Below are 10,683 nucleotides of genomic sequence, written 5' to 3'. Positions count from 1 at the left end.
CGGGCGGGGGCGCCTCGGCCGCGGCGGCGGGGACGCGCGTCGGCGCGTGCGCGGGGGCGGGGCGCGCCGGGAGCTCCAGCTCCACCGTCGTGCCGACCCCCTCGCGGTGCGCGATGTCGAAGTGGTGCCAGTCGCCGTAGAGCTGGGCGAGGCGGTCGCGCGTGTTGCGCAGGCCGATGCCGTGCCCGCCCGCGCGCGCCGCGCCGCCGCCCGCCGGGGCCGCGAGCGGGCCGTCGTTGGTCACCTCGAGGCGGAGGCGGTCGTCGGAGCCGTCGCCGCGCGCGCCGGCGACGAGCGCGGTGGCCACGCGCACGCGCCCGCGGCCGCTCGCCAGCCCGTGGCGGATCGCGTTCTCGACCAGCGGCTGCAGCACGAACGCGGGGACCAGCAGCTCCATCGCCCGCGGCTCGAAGGCGTACGAGACGGTGAGGGCGTCGCCGAAGCGCGTGCGCTGCACGTCGACGTAGGCGTCGAGCACGTGCAGCTCGTCGCGCAGCCGCACCTCGGCGTCGGTGAGGTGCGCGGTGGCGGCGCGCAGCAGCCGGGCGAGCTGGCGGAGCATGCGCTCGGCGACCGCCGGCGCCTCCTGCGTCAGCTCGGCGGTGACGTTGAGCGCGTTGAACAGGAAGTGCGGCTGCAGCTGCCGCTGCAGGTAGGCGAGCCGCGCGCGGGCGAGGCGCGCCTCGGCGAGCAGCGCGTGGCGCGCGCGCTCGACGTAGAGGCGGTGCGACCCGGCGGCGCGCACCAGCGCGACGAGGAGCGCGTACAGGAAGACGTAGTAGTCGAGCAGCCGCCCCAGCATGCCGAGGAGCGGCGGGACGCTCTCCGCCGGGTAGACGAGGCGGAAGAGGAGCCAGCGCAGCAGCACGCTGGCGACCGACAGCGCGAGGGCGGCGCCGCCGTGCAGCGCGACCGAGCGCGCGAGCCCGACGCGCTCGGGGGCGAGGCGGAGGGTGAGGCGGCGGACGAGCGGCGTCGCGGCGGCCCAGAAGGCGCCGACGCCGAACATCACCGGGACGCTCCACCCGAAGGTGCGCGCGCCGCGCGTGGCGGTGAGCTCGAAGAGCACCACCATGAGCGCGCTGTAGGCGCCCCACCCGGCCACGACCAGCGGCCAGCGCCGGCGCGGGCGCTCGGCGGCCGCCGTGCCGGCCAGCGGCGTGGCGACCGTGAGCAGCCCGTCGACCGGGGGCTCGGCGGGCGCGCGCAGGGGGCTGGTCATCGCTGGAGGATACACCGCCCGCCGGCCCGCGGGGGCGCGCCCGGGGGGCGCGTCAGGCGACCAGCCGGTAGCCGGCGCGCGACACGGTGACGATGTAGCGCGGGTGCTCGGGGACCGGCTCCAGCTTGCGGCGCAGCGCGAAGATGTGCGAGTCCACCGTGCGCGTGGTCGTGTCGGGGGCGTACCCCCACACCGCCGACAGCAGCTCGGCGCGCGTCACGACGCGGCCGCGGCGCTCCCACAGCGTCTGGAGGAGCGCGAACTCCTTCGGGCGGAGCGGGACGGCCATCCCGTGGCGGCGGGCGCAGCGGGCGTCGGGGTCCACCGTCCAGCCGCCGAGCATCGGCGGGGAGGAGGCGTCGGCGGGGGCGCCGTCGGCGCGGGCGCCCTCGCGGCGGCGCATGACCGCGCCCACCCGCGCCAGCAGCTCGGCCCAGGCGCAGGGCTTCACGACGTAGTCGTCGGCGCCGGCGTCGAAGGCGGCCAGCTTGTCGTCGAGGGCGTCGCTGCGGCTGACGACGAGCGCGGCCGGGAGGGCCCGGGCGTCGCGGAGGAGGTGGAGCAGCGTCACCCCGTCGAGGTCGGGGAGCGCGAGCTCGGTGACGACCACGTCGGGGCGGCGCTCGCAGGCGGCGGCCAGGGCGGCCTCGCCGGCCGGCTCGACGCGCGGGCGGTAGCCGGCCCGCTCGAGGTGGTGCGCGAGCAGGAGGGCGTGCGGCGTGTCGTTGTCGACGATCAGGGCGTGCAGCATGGGGCGCGGGCGCGGGACGTGGGACCGGCCGGAGGAACGCGAGGGCGTTCCGGCACGGCTGCACGATCGGGCGCCGCCCCGGAACCGACAATGCAGGCGGGACGGGACGCGCGGGACGGGACGCGGGGCGCCGCTGGGGTGGGACGAACCGTCGGCGTTTTCGACGGTTCGCGAACGGAACGTCGACACGCGACGGGTCCCGCGGCGGCGCGTGGGGCGCTGCAACTGGTGCCCACCTCCGCACGTCGGCATCATTCGCCGTATGCCCAAGCGCACCACCGTCAGCGCCGGACTCCTCCTCTTCCGCCGTCGGGCGGGGGAGATCGAGGTGTTCCTCGCGCACCCGGGGGGGCCGTTCTGGCGGCAGCGCGACGCCGGGGCGTGGACGATCCCCAAGGGGGTCGTCAACGACGGCGAGGCGCTGCTCGACGCCGCCCAGCGCGAGTTCGGCGAGGAGACGGGGATCACCGCCGCCGGCCCCTTCCTCCCGCTGGGCGCCGTGCGCCAGCGCTCGGGGAAGCAGGTGCACGCGTGGGCGTGGGAGGGGGACGCCGACCCGACGCGCGTCACCAGCAACACGATGAAGGCGGAGTGGCCGCGCGGGTCGGGGACTTGGATCACCTTCCCCGAGGTCGACCGGTGCGCCTGGTTCGACCTGGCGACCGCGCGCACCAAGCTGCTCGCCGCGCAGGCGGAGCTGGTCGACCGGCTGGAGGCGGCGCTGGCCGGCCGGTCCGAGGCGCGGTCCGCATAGCGCGGGAACCGGGGCGCGCGCGGGTGCGCTAGGGGCGCATGTCGCTCTACGACTTCCCCGTCACGTCGCTCGACGGGCACGCCGGGACGCTGGCCCCCTGGCGCGGGCAGGTCCTCCTCGTGGTGAACGTCGCCAGCCGGTGCGGCTTCACCCCGCAGTACGCCGGACTCGAGACACTCTGGCGCCGGCATCGCGACCGGGGCTTCGCAGTGCTCGGCTTCCCCTGCGACCAGTTCGGCCACCAGGAGCCGGGGGACGCCGACGAGATCCGCGCGTTCTGCACCGCGCGCTACGACGTCACCTTCCCGATGTTCGCGAAGGTCGCGGTGAACGGCGCGCACGCCGACCCGCTCTGGAAGCACCTGCGGGCGGAGTGCCCGGGGTTCCTGGGGTTCGACGCGGTGCCGTGGAACTTCACCAAGTTCCTGGTCGACCGCGCCGGGCGGGTGACGGCCCGCTACGGCCCGACCGACGCGCCGGAGCGGATCGAGCGCGCGCTGCTCCCCCTGCTCGACGCCCCGCTCCCCGAGGCCGCGTGAGCGCCGCCGGGTGGGCGGCGCTGCTGCTGGCGGCGCAGGGGGCGGCGGCGGCGCGGGTGGCGTGGCGGCTGCTCCCCGGGCGGACGCGCGCGGCGCCGGTCGAGCCGCGGCCGCTGGGGCGGCGCGACACGACGGTGAGCGTGATCGTGGCGACGCTGAACGAGGCGGCGCGCATCGGGCCGTGCCTCGACGGGCTGCGGGCGCAGGGGGCGCCGATGCTCGAGGCGCTGGTCGTGGACTCGCGCTCGACCGACGGGACGCGCGCGCTGGTCGAGGCAGCTGCGGCGACCGACCCGCGCCTGCGTCTGCTCACCGACGCGCCACTGCCCGACGGCTGGGTCGGGAAGGTGTGGGCGCTCGAGACCGGGCTCCGCCACGCCCGCGGCGAGTGGGTGCTGGGGATCGACGCCGACACGCAGCCCGAACCCGGGCTGGTGTGCGCCGTCGTCGGGGCAGCACGGCGACACCGGCTCGACGTCGTCTCGTTCGCGCCCCGGTTCGCGGATCAGAGCGCGGGGGAGCGGTGGCTCCAGCCGGCGATGCTGGCGACGCTGCTGTACCGGGTGGGGGCGGTCGGGACCGAGCCGGCGCCGGAGCGGGTGATGGCGAACGGGCAGTGCTTCCTCGCCCGCCGCGAGATCCTCGAGCGGCACGGGGGGTACGCCCCGGCGCGCGCCTCGTTCTGCGACGACGTGTCGCTCGCCCGCCACTTGGCGCGGCGGGGGGCGCGGGTCGGCTTCCTCGACGGGTCGCGGCTCTACCGGGTCCGGTCGTACCGGTCGGCGGCGGAGGCGTGGCGGGAATGGGGGCGCTCGTTCGACCTGACCGACGCGGCGACGCCGGCGCGGCAGGCGCTCGACCTGGCCACGGTGACGCTGGCGCAGGGGCTCCCCCTTCCCGTCCTGCTGCTCCTCGGCGTCGCGGCCGGGCTCGGCGTCGCGCTCCCGCCGGCGGCGGTCGGGCTCGCCGCGCTCAACGCCGGACTGGTGGTCGTGCGTCTCCTCCTGCAGGTGGCGATGCGCGGCTCGTACGACCGGCGGGGGCTTCCCTGGTGGGGGAGCGTCACCGCCGACCCGGTCGCGGTCGTGCGCCTCTGGCTGTCGACGCTGCGGCGGCCGACGGCGTGGCGCGGGCGGCGGTACGAGGTCGCGACCGCGCGGTCCGCCCCCCATGTTTCCTGATCTCCCTTCCCCACTCCGGACCATGACGCGTCTCTCGCTCGCCCTCGCCGCCGCCGCCCTGCTGGCGGCGCCCGCCGCCCGCGCCCAGGACGCCCCGCCCCAGGCGCCGCCGGCGCCTGAGGTCGGGGCGATGGCCCCCGACTTCTCCCTCGCCTGGGCCGACGGCTCGGGGGCGCGTTCGGCGCCGGCGTCGATCTCGGCGCACCGGGGGAAGGTGGTCGTGCTCGCGTTCTACCCGAAGGACCGCACGACCGGGTGCACCGCCGAGCTGACCAAGTTCCGCGACGAGTACGACACGCTGTTCGGGAAGGACGTCGTGGTGCTCCCGATCAGCGTCGACGACGTGGCGTCGCACACCGCGTGGGCGAAGGACATGAACTTCCCGTTCGCGCTGGTGGCCGACCCGCAGCTGACGGCCGCCGCCGCGTACGGCTCGCACGTCCCGGGGCGTCCGACGTCGGGGCGCACGGTGTTCGTGATCGGGAAGGACGGGCGCATCGCGTGGCGCGACCTGCGCTTCAACGCGCTGAACGAGGGCGCCTACACGGCGATGGCCGAGGCGGTCGCCAAGGCCCGCGGCAACTGACCGTCCCCGTCGTCACCGTCCGTCACTCGGAGCCTCCGATGAACGACAAGCAGCTGGCGAAGCTGATCAAGCAGAACCAGGCGAAGGCGGCCGCGAAGGCCACGAAGCCGCGCGGCGGCAAGGCGTTCGACCCGACGCTCGTCACCAAGAAGGAGGACGACGACGCGGACATCGAGCGCCAGCAGCTGTTCAAGGAGCTGAAGCGCCGCGAGTTCTGAGGAGGAACGGAAGAAGGCCGCCCCGAGGGGCGGCCTTCTTCGCGTGCGCGCCGAACGCCGGCGGGTCGCGGACGACCGCCGGCGTGAGGCGTGTGCTGGATCGAACTCGGTCGGCGGCGCCGTGCGGACCCGGAGGTCCGGAGCACCCCCGACGTCAGCGCGACGCGCGGTTCTTGGCGCGGGCGTTGCGGCGCGCGGCGGCGGCCTTGAGCTGCCGGGCCTCGCTCGGCTTGAGGTAGTGCCGCTTCTTGCGCACGTCCTTCAGGATGCCGGCCTTGAGGACCTTGCGCTTGAACGCCTTGAGCGCCCACTCGATCCGGTCGTCGTCACCAAGTCGAACTTCGATCACGCGGAACCTCTGGGAGATGGAATGCGGGACGCCTGAGAAGGCTTACTGGGCGAGCTTGGTCACGTTCTCGGCCGCCGGGCCCTTCTGGCCGTCGACGATCTCGAACTCGACGCGCTCGCCCTCGGCGAGCGAGCGGAAGCCCTTCGACTGGATCGCCGAGTGGTGCACGAAGCAGTCCTTGCTGCCGTTGTCGGGCGTGATGAAGCCGAAGCCCTTGGCGTCGTTGAACCACTTCACGCTGCCGGTCGTACGCATCGATCGAACTCCGATGAAATAGAGAGATACTGTCGGAGTCCGGTCCTGCCGTACCATCCGACGCGTGCCCGGGGCCACCCGGCACCGGGCGCAGAAGGGACGTCAGCAACAAGGGGCCACCGCGAGAGCGAGGCCCCAGTGTCGTTGACGTCCGCGGCTGCTGCGCTGTTTTTTGCGCACTACCAACTTAGATGGCCCTCCGTCCACGCGCAACCCGGCATGCCCGCCCCCCGCACCTTCTCGCTCGTCCTCGGCGTCGTCATGATCGCCCTCGGCCTCTTCGTCGCCGGCCGGGCGCTCTACCTGGGGGCCGCCGTCACCCGCTCGCCGCTGCTGGACGTGGGCTTCGCCCTGTTCTTCCTGCTCCGCGGCGCCATGTACCTCCGGGCGGCCCGCCCCCGCTGACCCGGGCCGTGCCCAGCCTGTACGACCTGGCCGCCCGGCTCCAGGCGTTCGCCGCCGGGGAGCTGACCCGCGAGGCGCTCGACGCCTGGATCGCCCCGGTCCTCGGCGCCGACCCCCTCGACGTCGAGCACCAGGACGACGTCCCGTGGGAGGACGCCCCCGACGAGGAGCGGCTCTTCTGGCGCCTGCTCTACCTCGTCGAGTCGAGCGAGCCGACCGACGAGGGGGAGGGGGCGCTGCGCGCGGTCGCCGGGCGCGCGGTGCGCTGCCTGGCCAGCACCGCCTCGCCCGCCGCCACGCTGGAGCTGCTGCCGCTGGTGACCGACCAGCCGCGCCTCTGCACGATCGTCGAGCGGCACGCGCGCGGCCTGGTGTCGCGCACCGGCTTCCTGTCGGTGCTGGCCAACGCCGGGTACCCGCCGCACGCGAAGCTCTGGCTCACGCACGCCGGCGGCGAGGCGCTGGGCGCGCTGTGCGAGCGGCTGACGGCCGGCGACTACGCGGAGGTGGCGCGCATGCTGGAGCGCGTCCCCTCGGACGCCCGACGGGCGGACGCGCGGCGGGCGGCGGGGTAGATTCGCCGCATGACCCCCGACGTCCGCCGCGGCCTCGCCGCCCTGCTCGCCGGCACCGCCGCCTCGCTCGCCGCCCTCCTCGTCGCCACGCTCGTGCGGTCGCGCGCCTGCGCGAACGCGGGCGGGGAGTGGATGGAGGGGGTGCGCCGCTGCGCCATGCCCGCCGGCGCGCCGGAGCCGTCGACCTGGGGGAGCTCGCTCGCCGGCGCCGCGGTGGGGATCGTCACGCTGGTCGTGCTCTGGCGGACGTTCACCTTCTTCGCGGCGCGCCGCGACGCGCGCTGAGATGGCGGACGACCCCCGCGACGCGCGCGACCGGCTGACGCGCGCCGCCGTCTCGCTGGGTGGGGCGCTGGGGGGCGCGCTCGGCGAGGCGCGCCGCGTGGCGGGGGCGCTGCGCGACGTGGTGGACGGCCCCGACGCGGCGCCGCACCACGTGGCCGGCTACCGGGGCTACGGCACGCCGCGCACGGCGCTGGTGCAGGCGAGCGCGCTGCGGCAGCGCGCCTTCCGCCCGGCCGACGCGGCCGCGCCGCGCTGGCGCAACCTGCTCGACGCGATCCGCCGCATCCGCAGCGACCCGCTCCCGCACGCCGAGGTGCGCGCGACGCTGCAGGGCGTGACGCACGCGCTGCGCGCCGACGACGAGGGGTTCGTGCACCGGTGGCTGGAGGCGCCGGCGCCGCTCGCCGAGGGCGCGTGGCACCCGGTGCAGTTCGCGCTGCACGAGGGAACGCCGTCGGACGACGCGCGCGCCGTCGGCGCCGTGCTGGTGCCGCCCGCGCACGCGCGCTTCGGCGTGATCAGCGACATGGACGACACGGTGCTGCAGTCGGACGTGACGAGCTTCCTCAGCGCCGCGCGGATGGTGCTGCTGGAGAACGCGCGCACGCGCCTCCCCTTCCCGGGCGTGGCCGCGTTCTACCGCGCGCTGCAGGCGGCGGTGCCGGGCGCCACGGGCGGCGGGGGCGCGCAGGGGAACCCGATCTTCTACGTCTCCAGCTCCCCGTGGAACCTGTACGACGTGATCGCGGACTTCCTGGAGGCGCAGGCGATCCCCGCGGGGCCGCTGCTGCTGCGCGACTGGGACATCGGCCCGTCGCTGCGCAGCAACAAGGGGCACAAGCTGGCGCGCATCCGCGAGGTGCTGGCGACCTACCCGTCGCTCCCCTTCCTGCTGGTCGGCGACAGCACGCAGGAGGACCCGGAGATCTACGGCGCGCTGGCGCGCGAGTCCCCGGGGCGCGTGCTGGCGATCTACATCCGCGACCCGCACCGCGACGCGACGCGGCGCGCCGCGATCCAGGCGCTCGCCGAGGACGTGCGCGCCACCGGCGCGACGCTGGTGCTGGCCGACGACACGCTGGCGGCGGCGAAGCACGCGGCGCTGCACGGCTGGATCGCGCCGTCGGCCGTCGCCGAGGTCGAGGCGGCGTCGCGGGCCGAGGCGGCGCGCGCGGTGGCCGAGCGTCGCGGCGCGGCGGAGGAGACGCCGGGCGTGCCCGCCGAGCCTGCGGCGGCGGAGGCGACGCTGGTGGTGGACGAGCAGGTCTCGCGGTCGGATCTCGGAAAATCCTAGACAGGATTCACAGGAGACCGGGGGAGAGACTTCAGACTCAAGTCTTTCCCCCGGTCTCCTGTAAATCCTGTCGAATGCTCTCCCTGTGGCGCCATCCGCCCCGCGGTCGACAACTTGCGCCACCGGCCGGGGCAGGCCGACGACCCACCCGTACCCCGTCCCGTCATGTCGCGCGCAGCCAGGTCCGGTGACACCGTCCACATCCACTACACCGGCACGCTCGCCGACGGGACGGAGTTCGACTCCTCGCGCGAGCGCGAGCCGCTCGCCTTCACCGTCGGCGCCGGGCAGGTGATCCCGGGCTTCGACGCCGCGGTGACCGGGATGGCCGTCGGGGACACGAAGACGGTCACCATTCCCGCCGACCAGGCGTACGGCCCCCTGCGCGACGAGCTGATCGTCGAGGTGCCGCGGGCCCAGGTGCCGCCGCAGATCGTGCCGCGGGTCGGGCAGCGGCTGCAGCTCGGGAGTGGCGACCGGGCGATGATGGTCGTCGTGCGCGAGGTGAGCGACGAGTCGCTGGTGCTCGACGGGAACCACCCGCTGGCGGGGGAGGACCTCACCTTCGCGCTCGAGCTGGTGGGCGTCGACGCCGAAACACCCGCCGGGCCGACCGCGTAGACCCTTCCATGCCGCAGCCCCAGTCGCCCGCCGCCCCGCCGCCCCCCGCCCTGCCGGGCGAGGCGCGGGTCGTCATCGGCACGCAGTCGATCGGCGTCCCGCGCAACGCGCGCGAGATGCGCGTCCTGCGCGCGCAGCGGTCGGAGATGTCGAGCCAGCTCAGCAACATCTCCAGCCGCCGCAAGGAGCTGCTGCGCGAGCTGGAGCGCGCCGAGGGGCCGGCCCGGCCGGGTCTGGAGGCGCGCATCCAGCTGCTCGACGAGCGCATCCTGCAGCTGGAGCGCTCGCTCGCCGAGACGGGGCAGCTGGTGCAGGCGGCGCCGGGGGAGGCGCTCGGCGTCCAGGAGCCGCGGGTGGTGCGGACGAACCGGAGCGGGATGGACCGCGGCGAGGTCGCCGCCCTCGGCATCGGGATGTCGGGGCTGGTGATGTTCCCGCTCGCCGTCGCCCTGGCCGTCCGCTTCGTGCGCCGCGGCAAGTACCCGCCGCCGCCGCGCGCCAGCCGCGAGGAGCAGGAGCGCATGCTGCGCATGGAGCAGGCGATCGACACCATCGCCGTCGAGGTCGAGCGCATCTCGGAGGGGCAGCGCTTCGTCACGCAGCTGCTCGCCGAGCCGCAGCGCGAGCCGGCCCGGCAGCTGGTCGACGGGTACCAGGCGCCGCGCTGAGCGCGTGCTGATCGCGCGCTGACGCCCGCCTGACGGGCGGGGCGTGGACGGACGCGCCCGCCGGGCGTAGCGTGGAGGAGCAGGCCCCCCTCCTCCCCGCCCGCCGATGCTCCGCTCCCTCCTGGCCGCCGCCGCGCTCGCGTGCGCCGGCGCCGCCCCGCTGGCCGCCCAGGCCGCGCACCGCCCCGCCGCCTGGCGCACCGTCCCCGACGTCGCCGGCACCCCCGACTCGGCGCTGGCCTTCGTGACCATGCCCCCGGGCTGGCACCTGACGGCGGAGGGGTCGGGCGGGGTGCTGTGGGACCCGGCGCACGCCGCGCCGGCCGGCGCGTTCGTGCTGGAGAGCGAGCAGTTCCTCTTCTCGCTGCGCCCGGGGACGGGGACCGGGCTGCTGGTGGGCGGCCGGTCGCTGGGCGCCGCCGACGCGCGCTGGACCGCGTTCGTGGTCGGGCCGGACGCGCGCTACCGCGTGCTGCGGCACGAGGGGGGCGCGACGCGCGAGCTGGTGCCGTGGACCGCGCACGCCGCGATCCCGCCGCACGAGGTCGGGAAGCCGAACGTCAAGCTGGTGCTCGGCGTCGCCGGCGACGCGCGCGTCGTGCGCTTCACCGTGAACGGCGCCGCGGTGGCCGAGCTGCCGCGGGCGACGGTGGCGCCGGAGGGGACGATCGGGCTGCGCGTGGAGCCGGGGGCGAACGCGCACGTCGCGACGCTCACGCTCGACGGGAAGAACGTCGCGCCGGCGGGCGCGTCGCACTGACGGGCGGCTGACTCGACGGCAGAGCACTGGCCGTCGTCTTGCACCCACGCGCCGCCCCAATTCACGGCGGCGCACATGACGAGCAGGCGGTGGTGCGGAGCGCGGCTCCGCGGCGTGGCGGCGGTCGTGGCGGCGGTGGCGGCGGCCGGGTGCCGGGAGGCGCACGAGCGCGCCCCCGGCGCGGACAGCGCGACGCTCGCGGGGGCGGTCGCGGAGCACG

General features: G+C 76.0%; 16 protein-coding genes. 12 read left to right on the top strand and 4 right to left on the bottom strand.

Annotation, left to right across the window (positions count from 1 at the left end):
- Together PYV61_RS13610 and PYV61_RS13605 are read right to left on the bottom strand one after the other, a co-directional pair.
- Positions 1-1,222, bottom strand: a 1,222-nt coding sequence (locus tag PYV61_RS13610) for a histidine kinase (RefSeq protein ID WP_275832399.1), incomplete at its 3' end; no start/stop codon positions are given.
- A 52-nt stretch (positions 1,223-1,274) separates the two neighbouring features.
- Positions 1,275-1,973, bottom strand: a complete 699-nt coding sequence (locus PYV61_RS13605) for a response regulator transcription factor (RefSeq protein WP_275832397.1) — start codon at positions 1,971-1,973, stop codon at positions 1,275-1,277.
- 262 nt (positions 1,974-2,235) lie between these two features.
- Between PYV61_RS13605 and PYV61_RS13600 the strand changes: the two genes are divergently transcribed.
- From PYV61_RS13600 to PYV61_RS13580, 5 genes are read left to right on the top strand one after another with little or no spacing between them, the layout of a single operon-like run.
- Positions 2,236-2,727 carry an NUDIX domain-containing protein gene (locus tag PYV61_RS13600; RefSeq protein ID WP_275832395.1) on the top strand — a complete coding sequence of 164 codons (492 nt, stop codon included), beginning with the start codon at positions 2,236-2,238 and terminating at the stop codon, positions 2,725-2,727.
- Positions 2,728-2,765: 38 nt separating this feature from the next.
- Positions 2,766-3,266 (top strand): glutathione peroxidase, encoded by a 501-nt coding sequence (locus tag PYV61_RS13595; protein WP_275832393.1) that lies wholly within the window; start codon positions 2,766-2,768, stop codon positions 3,264-3,266.
- Positions 3,263-4,447: a glycosyltransferase family 2 protein gene (locus PYV61_RS13590; RefSeq protein WP_275832390.1), complete on the top strand. Its 1,185-nt coding sequence runs from the start codon at positions 3,263-3,265 to the stop codon at positions 4,445-4,447. Before PYV61_RS13595 ends, PYV61_RS13590 begins: the two co-directional genes overlap by 4 nt.
- Positions 4,448-4,469: 22 nt before the next feature.
- Entirely contained in the window at positions 4,470-5,033 is a 564-nt protein-coding gene (locus tag PYV61_RS13585) for a redoxin domain-containing protein (RefSeq protein ID WP_275832387.1), read from the top strand.
- Positions 5,034-5,071: 38 nt separating this feature from the next.
- Complete coding sequence (locus PYV61_RS13580) at positions 5,072-5,251, top strand: hypothetical protein (RefSeq protein WP_275832385.1); 180 nt, start codon at positions 5,072-5,074, stop codon at positions 5,249-5,251.
- A gap of 154 nt (positions 5,252-5,405) precedes the next feature.
- Here PYV61_RS13580 and rpsU read toward each other — a convergent pair whose 3' ends face one another.
- Both rpsU and PYV61_RS13570 read right to left on the bottom strand, forming a co-directional pair.
- Entirely contained in the window at positions 5,406-5,600 is a 195-nt protein-coding gene (gene rpsU, locus PYV61_RS13575) for a 30S ribosomal protein S21 (RefSeq protein ID WP_275832382.1), read from the bottom strand.
- 42 nt (positions 5,601-5,642) lie between these two features.
- Entirely contained in the window at positions 5,643-5,855 is a 213-nt protein-coding gene (locus PYV61_RS13570; RefSeq protein WP_275832379.1) for a cold-shock protein, read from the bottom strand.
- A gap of 219 nt (positions 5,856-6,074) precedes the next feature.
- On the opposite strand from PYV61_RS13570, the gene PYV61_RS13565 reads away from it, so the two are divergent.
- The 7 genes from PYV61_RS13565 (at position 6,075) to PYV61_RS13535 (ending at position 10,463) form a co-directional block, all read left to right on the top strand.
- On the top strand, positions 6,075-6,260 hold the full coding sequence (locus PYV61_RS13565; protein WP_275832377.1) for a hypothetical protein: 186 nt from the start codon (positions 6,075-6,077) through the stop codon (positions 6,258-6,260).
- Between the two features lie 8 nt (positions 6,261-6,268).
- Positions 6,269-6,835 carry a hypothetical protein gene (locus PYV61_RS13560; protein WP_275832375.1) on the top strand — a complete coding sequence of 189 codons (567 nt, stop codon included), beginning with the start codon at positions 6,269-6,271 and terminating at the stop codon, positions 6,833-6,835.
- Positions 6,836-6,844: 9 nt separating this feature from the next.
- Positions 6,845-7,120 carry a hypothetical protein gene (locus PYV61_RS13555; protein ID WP_275832373.1) on the top strand — a complete coding sequence of 92 codons (276 nt, stop codon included), beginning with the start codon at positions 6,845-6,847 and terminating at the stop codon, positions 7,118-7,120.
- A 1-nt stretch (position 7,121) separates the two neighbouring features.
- The gene (locus PYV61_RS13550) at positions 7,122-8,414 is read left to right on the top strand and encodes a phosphatase domain-containing protein (RefSeq protein ID WP_275832371.1); all 1,293 of its coding nucleotides are present in this window, start codon (positions 7,122-7,124) and stop codon (positions 8,412-8,414) included.
- A gap of 165 nt (positions 8,415-8,579) precedes the next feature.
- A complete protein-coding gene (locus PYV61_RS13545) occupies positions 8,580-9,035 on the top strand; it encodes a peptidylprolyl isomerase (RefSeq protein ID WP_275832369.1) in 456 nt (151 codons plus the stop codon).
- A gap of 8 nt (positions 9,036-9,043) precedes the next feature.
- Positions 9,044-9,703: a hypothetical protein gene (locus tag PYV61_RS13540; RefSeq protein WP_275832367.1), complete on the top strand. Its 660-nt coding sequence runs from the start codon at positions 9,044-9,046 to the stop codon at positions 9,701-9,703.
- Between the two features lie 106 nt (positions 9,704-9,809).
- The gene (locus PYV61_RS13535) at positions 9,810-10,463 is read left to right on the top strand and encodes a hypothetical protein (RefSeq protein ID WP_275832365.1); all 654 of its coding nucleotides are present in this window, start codon (positions 9,810-9,812) and stop codon (positions 10,461-10,463) included.
- Positions 10,464-10,683: the final 220 nt, after the last annotated feature.

Origin of the sequence: Roseisolibacter sp. H3M3-2, assembly GCF_029211165.1 — a bacterium.
Lineage (GTDB): Bacteria > Gemmatimonadota > Gemmatimonadetes > Gemmatimonadales > Gemmatimonadaceae > Roseisolibacter.
Note: the sequence above shows the minus strand (reverse complement) of the source record. Positions and strands in the feature narration are given on the sequence as shown.

What these genes read in the sequence shown, in the direction of transcription:
- PYV61_RS13605 (WP_275832397.1), bottom strand. Translation starts at nt 1,973, where the DNA reads ATGCTGCACGCCCTGATCGTCGACAACGACACGCCGCACGCCCTCCTG.
- PYV61_RS13600 (WP_275832395.1), top strand. Translation starts at nt 2,236, where the DNA reads ATGCCCAAGCGCACCACCGTCAGCGCCGGACTCCTCCTCTTCCGCCGT.
- PYV61_RS13595 (WP_275832393.1), top strand. Translation starts at nt 2,766, where the DNA reads ATGTCGCTCTACGACTTCCCCGTCACGTCGCTCGACGGGCACGCCGGG.
- PYV61_RS13585 (WP_275832387.1), top strand. Translation starts at nt 4,470, where the DNA reads ATGACGCGTCTCTCGCTCGCCCTCGCCGCCGCCGCCCTGCTGGCGGCG.
- PYV61_RS13580 (WP_275832385.1), top strand. Translation starts at nt 5,072, where the DNA reads ATGAACGACAAGCAGCTGGCGAAGCTGATCAAGCAGAACCAGGCGAAG.
- PYV61_RS13570 (WP_275832379.1), bottom strand. Translation starts at nt 5,855, where the DNA reads ATGCGTACGACCGGCAGCGTGAAGTGGTTCAACGACGCCAAGGGCTTC.
- PYV61_RS13565 (WP_275832377.1), top strand. Translation starts at nt 6,075, where the DNA reads ATGCCCGCCCCCCGCACCTTCTCGCTCGTCCTCGGCGTCGTCATGATC.
- PYV61_RS13555 (WP_275832373.1), top strand. Translation starts at nt 6,845, where the DNA reads ATGACCCCCGACGTCCGCCGCGGCCTCGCCGCCCTGCTCGCCGGCACC.
- PYV61_RS13550 (WP_275832371.1), top strand. Translation starts at nt 7,122, where the DNA reads ATGGCGGACGACCCCCGCGACGCGCGCGACCGGCTGACGCGCGCCGCC.
- PYV61_RS13545 (WP_275832369.1), top strand. Translation starts at nt 8,580, where the DNA reads ATGTCGCGCGCAGCCAGGTCCGGTGACACCGTCCACATCCACTACACC.
- PYV61_RS13540 (WP_275832367.1), top strand. Translation starts at nt 9,044, where the DNA reads ATGCCGCAGCCCCAGTCGCCCGCCGCCCCGCCGCCCCCCGCCCTGCCG.
- PYV61_RS13535 (WP_275832365.1), top strand. Translation starts at nt 9,810, where the DNA reads ATGCTCCGCTCCCTCCTGGCCGCCGCCGCGCTCGCGTGCGCCGGCGCC.